The organism is Pseudomonas fluorescens, from assembly GCF_001648775.1.
Taxonomy (GTDB): domain Bacteria; phylum Pseudomonadota; class Gammaproteobacteria; order Pseudomonadales; family Pseudomonadaceae; genus Aquipseudomonas; species Aquipseudomonas fluorescens_M.
The window spans coordinates 229544-246669 of sequence record NZ_LVEJ01000023.1 but is presented as its reverse complement, the minus strand read 5'-3'; the positions used below and the strand labels follow the sequence as shown (position 1 = coordinate 246669).

14 protein-coding genes and 1 tRNA gene are annotated in these 17126 nt (G+C 55.2%); 6 read left to right on the top strand and 9 right to left on the bottom strand.

Annotated elements, in window-relative coordinates; translation table 11 throughout:
* Window positions 1-176: 176 nt before the first annotated feature.
* From A8O26_RS21240 to A8O26_RS21205, 8 genes are all read right to left on the bottom strand, one after another.
* A complete protein-coding gene (locus A8O26_RS21240) occupies window positions 177-905 on the bottom strand; it encodes a class I SAM-dependent methyltransferase (protein ID WP_064119709.1) in 729 nt (242 codons plus the stop codon).
* Window positions 906-1190: 285 nt separating this feature from the next.
* Window positions 1191-1547, bottom strand: a complete 357-nt coding sequence (locus A8O26_RS21235; protein ID WP_064119708.1) for a helix-turn-helix domain-containing protein — start codon at window positions 1545-1547, stop codon at window positions 1191-1193.
* Complete coding sequence (locus A8O26_RS21230; protein WP_064119707.1) at window positions 1547-1849, bottom strand: type II toxin-antitoxin system HigB family toxin; 303 nt, start codon at window positions 1847-1849, stop codon at window positions 1547-1549. The genes A8O26_RS21235 and A8O26_RS21230 overlap by 1 nt, the downstream gene beginning before the upstream one ends.
* A 289-nt stretch (window positions 1850-2138) precedes the next feature.
* Window positions 2139-2212: transfer RNA gene (locus tag A8O26_RS21225), tRNA-Gly, on the bottom strand.
* Between the two features lie 158 nt (window positions 2213-2370).
* Window positions 2371-3255 (bottom strand): alpha/beta fold hydrolase, encoded by an 885-nt coding sequence (locus A8O26_RS21220; RefSeq protein ID WP_064119706.1) that lies wholly within the window; start codon window positions 3253-3255, stop codon window positions 2371-2373.
* A gap of 316 nt (window positions 3256-3571) precedes the next feature.
* The gene (locus A8O26_RS21215) at window positions 3572-4264 is read right to left on the bottom strand and encodes a pseudouridine synthase (RefSeq protein ID WP_064119705.1); all 693 of its coding nucleotides are present in this window, start codon (window positions 4262-4264) and stop codon (window positions 3572-3574) included.
* A gap of 33 nt (window positions 4265-4297) precedes the next feature.
* On the bottom strand, window positions 4298-4528 hold the full coding sequence (locus A8O26_RS21210) for a cysteine-rich CWC family protein (RefSeq protein ID WP_064119704.1): 231 nt from the start codon (window positions 4526-4528) through the stop codon (window positions 4298-4300).
* Window positions 4521-6008, bottom strand: a complete 1488-nt coding sequence (locus A8O26_RS21205) for a sensor domain-containing diguanylate cyclase (RefSeq protein WP_064119703.1) — start codon at window positions 6006-6008, stop codon at window positions 4521-4523. The genes A8O26_RS21210 and A8O26_RS21205 overlap by 8 nt, the downstream gene beginning before the upstream one ends.
* 326 nt (window positions 6009-6334) lie before the next feature.
* Here A8O26_RS21205 and A8O26_RS21200 point away from each other — a divergent pair, with 326 nt between their 5' ends.
* The 5 genes from A8O26_RS21200 to A8O26_RS21180 all read left to right on the top strand — a co-directional run bounded on the left by A8O26_RS21200 (window position 6335) and on the right by A8O26_RS21180 (window position 15039).
* The gene (locus A8O26_RS21200; protein WP_064119702.1) at window positions 6335-6586 is read left to right on the top strand and encodes a hypothetical protein; all 252 of its coding nucleotides are present in this window, start codon (window positions 6335-6337) and stop codon (window positions 6584-6586) included.
* A 181-nt stretch (window positions 6587-6767) separates the two neighbouring features.
* Entirely contained in the window at window positions 6768-7175 is a 408-nt protein-coding gene (locus tag A8O26_RS21195) for a hypothetical protein (protein ID WP_064119701.1), read from the top strand.
* Between the two features lie 196 nt (window positions 7176-7371).
* Window positions 7372-8637, top strand: a complete 1266-nt coding sequence (locus tag A8O26_RS21190) for a glycosyltransferase family 4 protein (protein WP_064119700.1) — start codon at window positions 7372-7374, stop codon at window positions 8635-8637.
* Window positions 8618-9472: a hypothetical protein gene (locus A8O26_RS21185; protein ID WP_064119699.1), complete on the top strand. Its 855-nt coding sequence runs from the start codon at window positions 8618-8620 to the stop codon at window positions 9470-9472. The genes A8O26_RS21190 and A8O26_RS21185 overlap by 20 nt, the downstream gene beginning before the upstream one ends.
* A 2-nt stretch (window positions 9473-9474) precedes the next feature.
* Window positions 9475-15039, top strand: coding sequence for a calcium-binding protein (locus A8O26_RS21180; RefSeq protein ID WP_064119698.1), 5565 nt, complete (start codon window positions 9475-9477; stop codon window positions 15037-15039).
* A gap of 68 nt (window positions 15040-15107) precedes the next feature.
* On the opposite strand, the gene A8O26_RS21175 is transcribed toward A8O26_RS21180, so the two are convergent.
* Complete coding sequence (locus A8O26_RS21175) at window positions 15108-16220, bottom strand: enoyl-CoA hydratase/isomerase family protein (protein ID WP_064119697.1); 1113 nt, start codon at window positions 16218-16220, stop codon at window positions 15108-15110.
* 132 nt (window positions 16221-16352) lie between these two features.
* Here A8O26_RS21175 and ung point away from each other — a divergent pair, with 132 nt between their 5' ends.
* Entirely contained in the window at window positions 16353-17045 is a 693-nt protein-coding gene (gene ung / locus A8O26_RS21170) for a uracil-DNA glycosylase (protein ID WP_064119805.1), read from the top strand.
* Window positions 17046-17126 lie beyond the last annotated feature (81 nt).

The following is a 17126-nucleotide window of genomic DNA, read 5'->3' as shown; positions in this document are numbered from 1 at the left end:
GACGGGCCCCTCATCGTAACGCCGACCGCCCAGCCCTCTCCCTAGGGAGAGGGAGCCGAGTTGTGTTGTTTCCAAACCTGAGTTCGGCTGGATTTTGCACGTCGGCGTAGCTCTGGAGGGCAACTCGGTCAGTCCCCTCTCCCTCTGGGAGAGGGCTAGGGTGAGGGGCTTTAAGCTCAGCGCTGCACCGCCACCAACATCATCATCGGCCGCTCCCGCTCCTCCGCCAGCGCCGGTTGCGCCGCAACCTCCGCTTCGCTCGGCCCCCATTCATTGACATGACGAATCGTGAACCCCGCATCGATCAGTGAATTGAGCAACGTCCCGACCGTACGATGCTGCTTGATCACACCCTCGGCCAGCCAATTGGTCACCCGCTCACCCTCCAACTGATAGCTGTCCAGCGGCCAACGCTTATTCCCTTCAGCGTCAATCAACCAACCCGGATTACGCGGTGCCATAAAGATCGGATGCTCAATGGAAAACACAAAGTGTGAACCCGGTTTCAGCGCCGCGTACAGGTGCGCAAACAGCCCCGGCAGATCCCTGATGTAGTGCAGCGCTAGCGAACTGTAAGCCAGATCAAAACGGCAGGCGGGCAGATCGAGCTGTTCCAGATCGCCGCGCTCATAACGAATGTTCGCCGCCGTCGTGGTCGCACGCGCGCGCTCCAGCATCTTCTCCGAAACATCCAGCGCCAACACACTGGCTGCGCCATTTTCGATGGCCCAACGGCTGAACCAGCCATAACCGCAGCCCAGATCCACAACGCTCAAGCCATGCATGGATGGCAACAGCGCCTTGAGCGCCGGCCACTCCGGCGCCGCGTCGAGGCCGCCGATGGAACGGTTCATCTGGCTGTAACCCTGAAAGAATTCGGGATCGTCGTAAATGTTTTGCGTCATGCTGAAGACTCTTTTTAGTTCGATCGTCAGCGGCAAAGTGGCCGCGATTGGAATCCCTCGAAAGTGATGGCGCGTGTTCGTCGATGGCCGCGCAGGGGGAGGGTGGTGGGTGATGGGGAAATGCTAGTCGGCCGGGCGGGAGGTGAAAACCGGTGGAGTGTTGTGGATCTGTAATGTCGGGAAATCGCCAGCGAATCACTGTGGTTGGTGACTTCGCCTCACTGCGCGAAGGCACCCATCTCAAAAAACGGCCGTTGAAGCCGGTTTTTTTTGAAACCAGAAGATTCAGGACCCAGCGAGCAGGCTTTCGTAGGGGATTCGCAAGCCTTCGTGCAAGCGCTTGATCATCGATAAACTCAGTTTACGTTTTCGATTCAATACTTCAGATACGCGCCCACTGGTGCCAATGAACGGTTCGAGATCACGTGGGGTCAAACCCTGCTGATCCATACGAAATTTAATCGCTTCTATTGGATCAGAGGGGGGCATTGGGTAATGCTCGTCTTCGTATTTCTCGATGAGCAATGCGAGTATTTCCAACTCGTCACCTTCAAGCGAATTGAGCTCGGCGCCCCAAAGCTGCTCCATGCGTACAAAAGCTGCGGCCAGGTCCTCCGGGCTCCGAATGGGTTTTATGTTCATCAGATGGTCTCCGCGTTGATCTTGTCAAATTGGGCATGGCTGCCAACGAAACGGATGAAGCCAAGCTGTCGTTGATAGTCAATTGCCAAAATCACTCGATACTTGTTACCACCGATATTGAAAACAACTCTTGCGCCTTTAAGGATGCTGGCTGTTCTCAGTTCGGCTTTTACTTCCTGTGGCGTGCGGTAGCTGGCCTTTTCCATGTGGCGATACCATTCAACAAGCGGTGTCTCAGACTCAGCGAAAGCAGGGTTGCTTTCCCAGAATTGCCGCAAGGTTGATCTTGCCATTATCCGCATCCATGCCTCCTCCCTTTTTGGGAGATATTAGTCGTCAATTTCCAGTGATGCAATCACTGATATTCAATGAGCGGGACGATAAAACGGCCCCTCTTTTTAGGTTAGAAGGCATCTGGACGGTATGGGGGGAGGCATGTTTTTCAAGGCGTGACACGAGCGGGGCGAAGATAGACTGGTTTCAGAATATTGACTCTTCCAAATCCCAGCCACAAAAAAACCGGCCCTATAGGCCGGTTTTTCTATCCCTGCATCCCCCGTCAAAAAAACACAACGTGAGACAAAAATTGAGTGGAGCGGGTAGAGGGAATCGAACCCTCGTCGGAAGCTTGGGAAGCTACTGTTCTACCATTAAACTATACCCGCTCAGAGCGGCTGACTTTGTACCAGACTCGGGCATGGATTTGAAGTTTTTCTTTTACTCATGAACGCTTTAAATCACTGAAAACGGTCAATCGCGGGCGAGCACTGCGGTGCGTAAAGCAAAATCCCAGCCCCGCAGCCTCGCGCGCGACGACACTCTTTCAAATAGCCAATGCATGTTGATCCTGAACAAACGAGTAACGCGTTCGGCTGGTCTGCTGTGCCGGTTTCAGAAAGCCGAGCAGGGCGTTCTGGCTGTCGCGGCACGCGGCCTTGTGTTCCATGTCGAGGAAGTGCCCGGTGGCTTGCAGCGTGGTGAACGTGCTCTGTGCCACGTGGTTGCCGAACAGGCGTGCGTCTTCGGCGGCGGTGTATTCGTCCCATTCGCCGTTTAGAAACAGCACCGGCACGTTGATCTTTTTCGCTGCGTTCAGATAGCACTGCCGATCGCTGTGCAGCACGTCGCTGATGTGAAAGTGCATCTGCCCGTATTCGTGTTCGGCCAGGCTGCTGACGTGGCGATAGTTGAAGCGTTTGAACAGTGACGGCAGATGTTTGCCGATGGTGTTGTTGACCAGATGGCCGACGCGATCGCCGTCGCGCTGGCCGAGGTAGTCGACGCCGCGCTCGAGGTAATCGAGCATGTGCGCGTTGATCACCGGCGAGAACGAGCTGATCACCGCCCGTTCAATGCGCCGTGGCTGGTGGGCGAGGGCGACCAGGGTCGCAGCGCCGCCCCAGGAGAACGAGAGCACGTGTTCGGCGGCGAAGTGGTCGATCAACTCGAGCAGAATCTGCCCTTCGACGTCCTTGGTCAGATGTTTCTCGTGGCGGTTGTGGGCTTTTGACCGACCCGCGTAGGGCTGGTCGTAGCAAACCACGTTGAATTGCGGGTGCAGGTTTTTCACAGTCTGTGCAAACGACGCAGTCGTGGCCATCGAGCCGTTGACCAGGATGATGGTCTTTTCTGCGGCGTCTGCGCGATAGAACTCCGTGTAAACCCGATACTGACCCTGTATATCCAGCACAGCGATTTCTGGCCTCATGTCATAAGACTCCTGGCAAGCAAGCGGGTATGCGCGCAAATAGAGATTGCACGAGCTTTGTGACAGGTAGGCATACGCCTTGAATTTGCTTGGCCCATGTCGATCCATGACTGCGGTCGACGGGTGTTGTTATTGGCGGGCAGTCTGCCGGCTGAGGCGCAACCCAAAGGGCTGACGACCGGCAAAAAGTTTCTTAGAGGTATGTTGTGACTCGTCGGTCACAATTTGGCCGACGTCCTGATTCAAGCAGGGGAGTCGGGATCGCGCAAGTGCCGTTGGTAAATTGTTCGACAACTTCTGCTGAGCGGTCGCCGGCTTAGAACAAATGGATCTCTTCGGTGCGCAAAGCGCGGTACTCGCCCGGTTTTAGCGCGTTATCGAGCAGCAGCGGGCCCATCGATTCGCGGTGCAGGCGCAGGACTTTGTTGTTGAAGAACCCAAACATGCGTTTCACCTGATGGTAACGACCCTCGACGATGCTCAGCCGCGCCGACCGTGGCCCGAGCAGCTCCAACTGTGCCGGTTGCGTGGTCAGATCTTCGAAGGCGAAGTAAATCCCCTCGGCAAAGGTGCTCGCATATTGCACGCCAATTTCCTGCTCGGTCTCGACGTAATAGACCTTCGGCAGTTTGGTCTGCGGCTGGGTCAGGCGGCGTGACCACGCGCCGTCGTTGGTGATCAGCATCAGGCCGGTGGTGTTGAAGTCCAGGCGCCCGGCGATGTGCAGGTCATCCTTGTCCGGTTCATCGATCAGGTCGAGCACGGTCGGGTGTTGCGGATCGCGGGTGGCGCTGACGCAGCCCGGCGGTTTGTGCAGCATGAAATAGCGCGCCGGTTTGCCGCTTTGCAGGACTTCGTCATCAACTTCGACGCGGCTGAATTCCAGCACCTCGCTGTGCGGATCGCTGACGACTTTTCCGTCAATCCGCACGCGCTTTTCCGCTAGCAACAGGCGAACCTGCTGACGGTTGTAGCGGGGCAGGTTGCTGAGGAAACGGTCGACGCGCATGTTCAGTGTTCGATGAATGAAGGGGCGCGCATCTTACGGGATCGGCCGTTTGGCCGCTTGCAGTTGCGCCTCGACCTGCGCGCAACGTGGGCACAGGCAGGATTGGTTGCGCAGTTCTGGCGGCAGCGCTTCGAGCACGGCCGGGTCAATGCTGACGCCGTAGCACCAGCATTCGCGATCGGCGGTGCGTGGATCGGCCAGGCTGCAGTCGTTGCGGGCGCCGCAGGCCGGGCAATGGTCGGGTTTAACGTCGGAATCAGGCATAAGTCGAGTGAGGCATTTCCACGCAGGTGCGGTTGCGGCCGGTTTGTTTGGCCCGGTACATCGCATGATCGGCCCGCGACAGCAGGCTGTGCAAGGTGTCATCGCGTTGCAGGGTGGTGGCGCCAATGCTCACCGTCAGATTGAGGCGGTGGCCGTCGTAGGCATATTCGTGTTGTTCGACGTGTTGGCGGATCTTCTCGGCAATTTTCTGACCGGTGTCGCCGTCAGTGTCCTTCAGCAGAACAATAAATTCCTCACCGCCCCAGCGGCAGACAATGTCGGCGTGACGCAGGCAACTTTGCAGATCGCGGGCAAAGCCGATCAACACCTGATCACCGGCCATGTGCCCGTAAGTGTCGTTCAACACCTTGAAATGATCGAGGTCGAGCAGCAACGCCGTGAGCGGTTTGGTTTCGCGTTGCGCTTCGTGCAGGGCCTGCGCGGCAAGCAGGTCGAAGCCACGGCGGTTGGGCAGTTCGGTGAGGCTGTCGAGGATGGCCTGGGCGTGGATTTTAGTTTGATAGCGTTTGATCACGCGGTTGAGCAGCGCCAACACAATCAGCGTCACCAGCAGGCAGATCAGCAGGTTCAGATACAGCGACTGGCGGATTTCACTCAGCGCGCCATCCTCACGTTTATCAACAAACAGATACCAGTTCAGCTCGGGGATAAACCGTACGTTGAGAAAATGCCCTTGGCCGTGGGCGGAATATTCATAGCTACCGCTGTGCGGTTTCGGTAACTGACTGACCAGACTTTTCATGCTCTCCAGTTCACTCAGGCTCTGACCGATGCGCGCGCCCTCCGGGCCGCCGTCGGCGCCGGTCAACACCAGTCGGCCGAAGGTGTCGACGAAGTACACGCTGCGTTGATAGCGCTGTTGGTATTTGTCGATCAGCTTGATGACGGCATCCACAGTCAGACCGACGCCCGCCGCGCCGATGAAGCGGTTGTGGTAGTCGTAAACCTTGTAGTTGATGAAGAAGGTCAGGTTGTCCTTGTTGGCCAGATCCGGGTCGACGTTGATCTCGTACGGATCCTTCATGTCGCGCACGCGGAAGTACCAGGCGTCGCGCGGCTCATCGACCTTGACCTGCTTGAGCACGCCTTTGGCGTGGTAGTAGGTGTGGCTGGCGTTGGAGACGAAGAACGCGGTGTAGGCGCCGTAATGGGTCATGACTTCATCGAGGTAGCGGGTCATCTGCTCGGCATTCTGCTCGCCGTTGACCACCCAGTCGCGCATGAAGGTGTCGCGGGACATCATCGAGGAAATCAGGATTGGTCTGACGAGGTCTTTCTGGATTTCCGAGTACACCGTGTCGGACGTCAGCGGCAGTTCGGTGTTGACGATGTTGTCGCGGATCGACGCGCGGGAGGCGTAGTAGCTCAGCAACGACGTGGCGAGGAAACCGGCGCCGAGCAGGGCAATCAGCGTCAGTACCAGTGAGCGTTGCGAGTACAGGGGAGAACGAAGCGGCATGGCAGTTCCGTTGGCAGTGGCCCGATGGCATGCATTCTAGTGGCACAGCGTGGAAATAACTGCTTCATGTGCGGCGCGAATGGTCGTTCCTGACGCAAAGCCAACCTTGTAGGAGTGAGCCTGCTCGCGAGTGCGGTATGTCATTCAACATTGATTTGGCTGATCCACCGCCTTCGCGAGCAAGCTCGCTCCCACAGGGGCTTGCGATGGTGCGGACACCGCTGATCTGAAGCCGGGCGGCACTGGGCACTTGATTGATTCGCGCCAGTCAAACGTGTGTCGGCTGCTCTGTTCCGTTGCGGCCGTGGGTCTTTCAGGAGGCCGCCATGCGTGTTCAGAAGATGTTGCTCGGTGCAGTGCTGGTTTTCGGTTTGTCCGGTTGTTACTACTACGCCGGTCCCTACGATGCTTACCCCGCCACCTATTACTACCCTGGTTATTATTCACCCTATTACTACGGTGGTTATTACGGCCCGCGCTACTACGGTGGCTCGCGTTATTACTACGGTGGCTACGGCTATCGCGGCGGATACGGGCGGGGTTATCACGGCGGCGGATATCACGGTGGCCACCATTAATCAGCGCCTGAATGACTGCGTTTTTGCGGATGAACAAGGTTTCATCAATCACTTGTTTCAACTTGTTGCAGGAACGCACCAGATGCCAAAAACGCTGTCTGATTTTTCGACAGTCACCGATTAAATGACTGTCGCCTGCCAGCGTCGCTGGTGTGGCCAACCCGCGGTCCAGGAGGCCGCCATGTATAGACGAATTCTTCTGCTTGCTGCGTTGATGTTTTCCGTTGCCGGTTGCGTCCCGTACTCCTACGCGGACTCGTATTACAGCTCAGAGGTCTACACATCATCTGCACCGGCCTACTACAACACGGGTGGCACGTATTACAACGGTGGCAGCACGTATTACGCGCAACCGCGCTACTACCAGCCAGCCCCGCGGTACTACCAGCAACCGCGCTATTACCAACCTGCGCCACGTTACTATCAACCGGCCCCGCGTTATTACGAAAGCCGTCGCTGGCACGGCAATGATCGCGGCAATTGGGACGGCCACCGTCGCGGCGGTTGGGACAACGATCACCGCGGTCGCGGCAACTACGACCGGCACAGCGGGCGAGGCGACCACAACGGACGTGGCAACCGCTGGTAATCACCCGCGAATGAAAAGCGGCGCTTTGAGCGCCGCTTTTTTTTGCCCGTCGAAAAGTCGCCTCATTCGCCATCTCCTAGGGTATTCCCAGACGCTTCCTACAGTTTCATTTCCTTGCATTTGTTAGCGTTTGTTCCTGCCGATCGAGGTGAGGAAAACTCAGTTCAATAGCGGCGAATAAAAGGACGATGCCGCTATGAAGCTTCTTGTTATTCACCAAAACTTTCCGGGCCAGTTCCGTCACGTGGTGCTGGCGGCGATTGACAGGCGTTATGAGGTTTTGGCGATAGGTCGGGATACGGCGCCGGGTATCGCGGAGGTGAAAATATATCGATACCGCGCTGCCAGCAGAGCATCGGGGGATATTCACCCCTATCTGATCCGTTACGAACAAGCGGTGACTGATGGACAGAAAGTTTTTGAAATTCTGAGCAGGCTGAAACAGGCGGGTTATCGGCCAGATGTGATTCTCGCTCATCCCGGATGGGGGGAAACGCTCTTCTTCAAGGATGTCTATCCCGACACGCCGCTTATTCACTATTGCGAATATTACTATCGAGCGCAGGGTGCGGACTCTGGGTTCGACCCTGAATTCCCGCGAGCCACAAGGGAGTCATCAAGGCTGCGAGTGCTCAATTCGCTGCATCTTTTGAATCTCGAGCAATGTGACATTGCCATTGCACCCACGCGGTGGCAGCGCAGTCTGTTTCCTGCAGCCTATCAGCCGGCCATTCGGGTTATTCACGAGGGCGTCATTCAAAGTTCTAACCTGGCGAAAGCTGGGGCAGTCAGGTTGCCCAATGGAGTCGAGCTGAGAGCTGGGCAGCCGATCGTTACTTATGTCGCGAGGAATCTTGAGCCTTATCGCGGGTTTCATAGTTTTATGCGAGCGATCCCGCATATTCAGGCTGAGTGTCCCGATGCGCAGATAATCATAGTGGGCGGTGATGACGTCAGTTACGGATGTAAGCCGGTTGGCTATTCAAACTGGCGCAGCAAAATGGATGCAGAGGTAAGTTTCGATCATTCCACCGTTCATTTTACAGGGAGGCTTCCTTATCAGACTTACCGGGCAGTTTTGGAATGTTCAAAGGTTCATGTTTATTTGACTTATCCGTTTGTTTTGTCGTGGTCGTTACTGGAGGCGATGGCGGCTGGGTGTCTGGTAATAGCGTCAGATACAGCTCCGGTAAGGGAGGTGATCGTGGATGGTCACAATGGAATGCTGGTGGATTTCTTCGATCATCACGGTATCGCCAAACGTATTGCCAAGGTTCTTGAATCTGTTGATGAGTACGACTGCCTTCGCAGTGCTGCGAAGTTGACAGCTAGCAGATTTGATGTGGAGTACGGCACGAAACAATACTTTGAGGTGTTTGAAAGCGCGATGTCCGGGTATCTCAAAAAACAGCCTGTTCCTCAGTTTGACAGGGAGATTTTAAATGCTCCGGATGTCGCGTAAGCAATTGGCTAAATGGTTTAAGAAGTTGTTGAAGTATGGCCTGTTTGTTTGTGTTTGTTATTGCGTGGTGGATTTTTATATCCGTGAAGAAAAAATCTCCGAGGCGATGGCAATCTATTACGCGGATCAGGAGGCCTGTCAAAAGAAGCTGGCGAGCATGAAGCAGGTGCCCATACTGGGCGGCAGCTATGTGGATAAGACTATGGTCCCGGAGTTTTACGTTGGCATGCCTGAATTGGCGAATAAGAAAGCGTGCCTGGCCAATACGCTCAAGGGGCATTTCTGGTGGACCGGGACGGATATACGGTCGTACCACGATCAGAGTGTAAAGCCGACTCCTGAAAGTTGGCGTCTTTATAAAGTGAACGCCGGGCTTTATACAAAAAAAGAGACTACCGAGCCCCATGAACGGGGCTATCGCCACACCAACTGGCCGGATGAGTTGATTGTAAAGCTAAAAAATTATCCGGGACTGGAGCTTTGGCTTAATGCACCTCCGCCGCATTTCAAGAATGAGGCTTCCGTTCGAAAGTTTGTCATTGCTGACTGGCCGCGGCGTGATGGCACCCCTCGATTGATAAGCTGTAACGGCTTGATTCGCCCGGCTGCTGAGGAAGAACTGACTGACGAGAAATTGGCAAAGCTCAGCAGGACCGAATTGGAAAACCTGGATTTTGGAAGTTTGAATTTTTTTTGCACCGTGGAGTTACACAGCTTTGACTTTTCCGGAGGGCACGGTCGGGTAAGTCTCGGTCTATCGTCATTACGCGAATCACCTGAAATGCTTAAGTTTCTCAGTAGCTATCTTTCACGCTCTGTTATTACAAGGAAGTAACGATGAGTTATGTTTTTAATGATCTGGAAAAATCAGAAATTTTAAATGCAGCAAATATTTGCAAGGGGCTGATGTTCGATTCTGAAGATATCGAATATCTTGCGCTGAAATTAACAGGGGCTAACTGCGCTCCCCTGTATCAAAAGCTATTCGATATTATCGGTGGAAGAATTTCTGAAGTTTTCGCTGTCAATGAGGAGGCTGGAAAAATTCTTGAAAGCGCCAGGCTCTGGCTTGCCGTGGCCATTGATGCCAACGGGGGAAACGGTGCCTACTCCGCCCTGATTCGCGGCTACACCTCGCGCCAAGGCGAATTGAGACTGAATAAAATCTTCAGTGAAGACCTGATGCAACTGTCATCCAATCAGGTCGCCGCCAATTTTATCAATACCTTGATCGACGGATCCCTCGCGGGTCGACTGGCACCCTGGACGGTTCCATCCATCAGCCAGATTGCAGAGATTGATGCCAGCGCGATCGGCAAGGCACTGTTTAGTGAGGCTTGCGGAGAGAGGGATACAGCGGTGAGCCATAACACCGGCTGGTCCGGGACAGTCGGATTCAGCCTGTTGGGTGGAGCGCCGCCCTATGAAACCTGGAGATTGATCTCTGCGGGTGATTCGCAAGGGGAAGATGGCGGCCCGCCGATTCAAGCAAAAGCCAACAGGCTCGATGACTATAAAAATATTCTGTTCGCCATCGATTCATACAGTGTCGGCCTGCGAGCGGCGATCAGCAATTTCGGCGTCAATCCATTGCAAAGTCTGCTTTCCGTCGTGCCAGAGCAAATCAATATCGCGCTCGCCAGTGGCAGCCTCAATCCGCTGATTCAGCATGTAGTGAAAGGCACGCCGGTTTCCGTCGTGGTCGACCTGATATTGCGCTATGGCCAGAACGAATTTCTGGACATGTTCAAGCGCACCTACGACGGCGATTCAGCAGCACCACCTACCACCGATGAAACCTTCGCCACCAACGCTTATACATTCTTCTCGGCATTTTCACCAGAGCAGTCCCAAAGCATCGTCACTCAATCAATAGGCGAATATGGAAACGCGAATTCATGGGCAAAACTGGCTGGCGAGTCGACACCCATCGGCCAGTCGTTGCGCAATTCGCTGAAGCAACTCAGTGAAATCGTCATAGAGCGAGCTGACGGTTATCCCGGACGCGAACTGGAACTCTACGATCCGCTGACCGGCGAAGGTTTCATCACCGCGCAATGGCTCGCCGATCGTGCGCAGATGTTGGCCCGGTTGATTGCTCGAACCCAGGGCTCGTTTGGAGAACACTCGCTGCAGAAGTTTTCCTACTCCGATCTCGCCTCAGCCAAACAGGCGCCGATGACCACCGGTGTGTTGAATCCGCTGGTCATGTTCGGCGATGACGGCGCGCGGTCTTTCGAGGGCGGTACGAACACTGATCATCTGTATGGCGGCGCGGGCAATGACACGATCAACGGACTGGCAGGTCAGGATGTCATCGAGGGTGGACGCGGCAATGACTTGCTTGCCGGAGGCGACGGCAATGATGCGCTGTACGGAATGGCCGGTGATGATGTTTTGGTCGGCGGCAAGGGCAACGACTCTTTGATCGGTGGCGAGGGCAGCGACCGCTATGAGTTTTCCAGCGGTGATGGCATCGATGAGATCTTCGACACCAACGCCAATGGGCAGCTATGGATCAACGGCTCGCCGATTCCTTCACTCAAACGCCGAGCCCCTTTAAGCGATAGCTGGTCTACCGAAGATCAGGCCATCACCCTGACCCTCATCGAAGAAAGCAACGAACCTACGCTCAACATCAAATATGGCCTGAACGATCTCGTCGTTATCAAGAACTTCCGCCCCGGGATGCTAGGCATCCAACTTCCTGAATACCTCGGCGATACGATCTCTGCTCCCGATCTGGTTCTTCAAGGCGACTGGAAAGCGAAAGATATCGACCCCAGTGTTGCCGGTGATCAGTTCTCATACGATGAGTTGGGCAACGCCTTGCTATTGGCCAACGTAAAACAGAGAAACAAGGCCGATGTGCTCTACGGATCTGCAAAAGACGACGTGATTCTCGGACTTGGCGGATCAGACCGATTGTTCGGCAAGGGCGGAAACGATCAGTTATTTGGGGATAAACAGACGACGCTCGAAAAAGCCATGGCCGCTGGCGACTCTAAAGGCAAAGCAGCTCGAGGCGATTGGCTTGATGGAGGGGCAGGCCACGATTTGCTCATCGGTACGGCATCCCAGGACGTGCTTCTGGGCGGTAACGATCGGGATACGCTGATTGGAGGTGCGGGAGATGACGTTTTATCAGGGGATGAAACGACCGGCGCGTTGGAGCAGAAATGGGGATTCAAACGCGTCGACGTTCTTATAGACGGTGGTGTCACCAGTCACCGAACTGTCTTTTCAAAGGCCTCCTTTAATAGTTCGACGCAGGGCGATAACGACGTTCTCTACGGCCAGGGCGGTCGCGATGTTCTCAATGGCGGATGGGGCGACGATCTGCTTGATGGCGGAACTGAAGATGATCTTCTTGGAGGGGATGGCGGGAATGACACGCTGGCCGGAGGAAGCGGTAACGACACAATGATGGGCGATAACCTCGACTGGGGAGGTGGCCTGCAAAGCAAACACCATGGCAACGATGTATTGGACGGTGGCAGTGGCGATGATTGGCTCGCTGGTAACGGTGGAGCCGATGCGATTTATGGTGGCTCTGGCAATGACACTCTCCACGGGGATGACGTTGTACTGAACGGCGTTGCCGGTGACGCCGCCCACTTTTTTGGAAATGACCTACTGGACGGTGGTGCGGGAGACGACAAACTTTTGGGGGGCGGGGCGGATGATCTGCTGTTCGGGGGTGAAGGTAACGACGTGCTGGCCGGGGATTATGCTGAGCATCCGGTTCGTTATCACGGTAATGATTTACTTGATGGCGGAGCGGGCGATGACACACTTCATGGAATGGGTGGCTCCGATACCCTGATCGGTGGGGCAGGAGCTGACGCAATGGATGGTGATGTGTCCAACCTGCAATCAGGTGGAATCAACAATGATTACCTTCAAGGCGATGAAGGAAACGATACCCTTTTGGGCGGCTTGGGCGCCGACACGCTTTACGGCGGCGCTGATGATGACATTTTATCCGGCGACTACGAGCAGACAGCCGAGGCCGAACACGGCGCAGATTATCTGGACGGTGGTTCCGGTAACGATACCTTGCTGGGCGGTGGTGGGGATGACACGTTATTGGGCGGGGAGGGCGTAGACCACCTTCGTGGCGATTCAGGCAATAACGTTTTTTATGGTGGTGCCGGTAACGACGTGCTGGAGGGCCATGACGGTGCTGATGTTTACTATTTCGGGACTGGTGATGGTCTTGATGTAATCACCGATTCGGGCGGCAGCAATATCATCAAGTTCGGTGCTGGGTTTTCTGCGGAAAGTCTGAAGGCCGACATCATTGATGTTTCCGTAGGCCGGGTATTGCGGCTGTTCAATGGCGAGGGTGACGCCATTCTTATCAGGAATTATGAAGAGTGGAAGAATTCAACGTTCACGTTTAGCGATGGTGTCATTCTCGGCTATCAAGAGATCATGAAAAAAACGCTGCCAGCTGTAGAGATCATCGAACCACCAGCAGGGGATGGAGTGCTGGCCAAAGAAGAAGATAAGTACGTCATTGCAGGCGAAGATCCGGTTGCTGTTCCGGATCAGTCGGGCAGCGCTGTTTCTGACGAAGAACGAAGCGATGCCATTGATCATAACGTTGGATGGGCAGACAGATTTCTGACGGAGCTTAAAGCAAAGCGCTCCAATAGCAGGCATGTAACAGGCTTTACTTTGAAAAACCAAGGTATTTGGGTTCGTAACCATATAACCACCAGCGATACGGGTTATATCACTCAGACTGATGTGATCAATGAAAGCACCGAAACGGGTACGTTGTCTGAAACACCTCAATGGATGGGTTCTGCCACTGGCGAAGCCGTATTTAGCGAAAGACAGACAAACTCTACATCCCAATCCAGTTTTCGAGAGGTAAAGAAAGAGGGCGTTACGTCGCCATCATCGCTGGAGCCACGTTATTTTCGATCTGGCACTGCCGGCGGTTTTTCATTCAAAATCGGCGACGCAATTGTCGCGGATAGAAATGATTCTGGCGCTATTGAAGGGTGGTACATCTATCCCGCTGAAAGTTTCGCGGCGGGCGAAACTGTCCGCAAGGAATTTCGGCGGGATGTCACCACTGAAACGATCAAGCATAAAGTTGTCCACGGCGACGATGCCGGTGGGCGAGTTAATGTCGAGGTTGGCAATCTTTTCCAGGGTGGTGTGGGCGATGACCTGATCGTCGCCTATTTCGGTTTTCTACTTAATTATGGCTCTGTTAATGACAGGATACCGGGTGCCTTTCTGTCCGCCGGGGCAGGCAACGATACCCTGCTCGGTTCTGAAGGCGCTGATTATTTAGTGAGCGGCGCGGGGGATGACTACCTGTACGGTGAAAACGGTGCCGATACTTACATCGTGCAGGCGCATGCTGGCGCAACGACCATTATCGCGGATGTGCTGAATCCGGTTTTTCTCCGACCTGAAGTAGGTGTGGCCGGATGGAAGGACGAGTATGGATTGGTCGATCAAGATACTGTCGTGCTTCCAGAGGACGCGACGCAAGAGAATTTGCAGCTCAGTTGGGGCGCAACACTCATTGAAACAGTGAATGTTGAGTTGGCACCTGATCCGCGTCGTGATGCCTATCGCCATCCGCCACGGGCGAAAATGCTCTATTCGACACTCGATATTAAATGGGGTGGGTCGCAGAAAGTTCGCATTGTTCTACCCAATGCCGGAGATATTAAGGGTTCCGGTATCGAGGTTATAAAATTTGCAGATGGATCAAGCGTTACTCTCAAAGAGCTGTTTGGCTCCTGTCAGCTAGGTCCTGCCCCGGATACTTATCACAATGGTCTGTTGGTCGATAATGCGGCCAGTGCCAAATCTATGAGAGATGGCCAAGCGCTCCCACTGGTGGGAAGTCACGGTAATGACACTCTAAGCGGCGCAGGTGAAATAAGAGGTATGCAGGGACATGATGTGCTGATGGGGAGTGTCGACGATGATGTACTGCTCGGCGGTCCCGGTAATGACACATTGTCTGGTGGTGCTGGCAACGATCTCTATAAATACGATGGTCTTGGAAGAGACTTGATTGACAACACCGGGGGTGGGATCGATGGAATCGATTTTTCTGGTGTGGATCTACCTATTGAACAATTAAGGTTTCATCGCGATCAGGATGATCTTGTCATAGTGGTCAGTTATGGCATGGGCCCGAAGATTCGAGTGGCTAATCATTTTTCTGGAGGCGAAAGCGCGATTGGGTTCATAAGGGTTAGCGGTGAAGGAAAGACATTTCAAGACTACACCGCAATGCAAATTGCCGAACGACTGCATCCTCTTCCACCACTGCGTGATGTGGAGGATATTCTTGTAAAGGAAAATGAAGAGTCGCAACTCGCATTGGCCGAAATAATTCAGTTCTACGAACTGAACATGTGACCGCAATAACTTCAGATTGAAGGAACCGCGATGGGACCAAGAGGTGACCATCGCGGGCAATCAGTACTTCAATACTGCGTCAAATCCGCCAACGGATGCCGCCCCTCCCAAACCTTGTGAAAGTGCGCCTCGACCACCGCATCCGGCACGCTGCTGACGTCCGGCCAATGCCAGTGCGGCTTCTGATCCTTATCAATCAAGCGCGCGCGAACCCCTTCGCTGAACTCCGGATGCCGGCAGCAATTGAGGCTCAAGGTGTATTCCATCTGGAAGACTTCGGCCAGCGACATATGCCGGGCGCGGATGATCTGTTCCCAGACCAGGTGCGCGGTCAACGGCGAGCCTTCGCTCATGGTTTTCGCCGCTCGCGCAATCAACGGATCGTTGCTGTCGCGTTGCAGGCCGATGGCTTTCCACGCGCAAGTCACGTCGCTGACATCGAGCAGCTCGTCGATCTGCTGACGGCGTGGCAACCATTGCGCTTCGGGCATCTGCGCCACGGCTTCTTGCTGCAAAGCCTTGAGCAGGCTGTTGAGTTGCATGTCGGTCTGTTCTTGCCAATTGAGCTGCAGCAGGCCTTCGATCAGTTGCGGTTGCTGTTCGTCGAGCAGGAAACGGTCGGCCAGATCCAGATCGATCGCATCACGACCGTTCATGTGCGCGCCGGTCAGGCCGAGGAACAAACCGAGCTTGCCCGGCAGCCGCGCGAGAAACCAACTGGCGCCGACGTCGGGATACAGACCGATGGTGATTTCCGGCATCGCCAAGCGGCTGCTCGGCGTGACGATCCGCGTACTCGCGCCTTGCAGCAGGCCCATGCCACCGCCGAGCACGTAACCATGGCCCCAGCAGATCAGCGGTTTTGGATAGGTGTGCAGGCTGTAATCCAGGCGATATTCCGCGCTGAAAAACTGTGCGGCCAGCGGTGGTACCTCGCCGGGGTGGGCGCGACAGGCCTCGACCAGGCTGCGCACCTCGCCGCCGGCGCAGAAGGCCTTGGCGCCGTTACCGCGCAGCAGCACACAGACGATTTGTGGATCCTTGGCCCAGGCGTTCAACTTGTCGCTGAGGGCGTTGATCATCGGCAAGGACAGCGCATTCAGCGACTTTTCAGCATCCAGGCTGGCGATACCGATGCGGGCGCCGTCGGTGCCGGTGAGTTCTTCGAAGTGCAGATTCATCGTGACCTCGATCGGGAATTTGAACGATCAGTATGATCGTTGTGGGGGAAAGTGTCGGATATGCGTCAGATCAATTGACAAGCGTGGTCGGCTTTCCTAGGGTTCGCCCCATTGTTTTTGCCGGGTATGACCATGACTGCTGACGACCGTATCAAACTCGAACCGAGCTGGAAGGAGGCACTGCGTGCTGAGTTCGACCAGCCTTACATGGCAGAGTTGCGCCAGTTTCTGCAGCAGGAGCGGGCGGCCGGCAAGGAAATCTATCCGCCGGGACCGATGATTTTCAATGCCTTGAATTCGACGCCGCTGGATAAAGTGAAAGTGGTGATCCTCGGCCAGGACCCATACCACGGCCCGGGCCAGGCCCACGGTCTGTGCTTCTCGGTGCAACCGGGCGTGCCGGCACCGCCGTCGCTGGTCAACATCTATAAAGAGTTGAAGCGCGACCTGAACATCGACATTCCCAATCACGGTTACCTGCAGAGCTGGGCCGATCAGGGCGTGTTGATGATCAACACCACCATGACCGTCGAGCGCGCCAACGCCAATGCGCACAAGGACAAGGGCTGGCAGTTTTTCACTGATCGGATCATTGAACTGGTCAGCGAGCGCCAGCCGCATCTGGTGTTCATGCTCTGGGGCGCGCATGCGCAGAGCAAGCAGAAGCTGATCGATGCGACCAAGCACCTGGTGCTGACGTCGGTGCATCCGTCGCCTCTATCGGCGTATCGCGGGTTCTTGGGTTGCGGACACTTTGGCCGGACCAACAAGTTTCTTGAGCAGAATGGCGAGACGCCGATCGAGTGGCGTCTGCCGCCGATTTGATCGGTTGGCTGAGCGGGCCCCTTCGCGAGCAGGCTCGCTCCCACAGGTTCTTGTGGTTGCCACAGATTGTGTGCACACCTC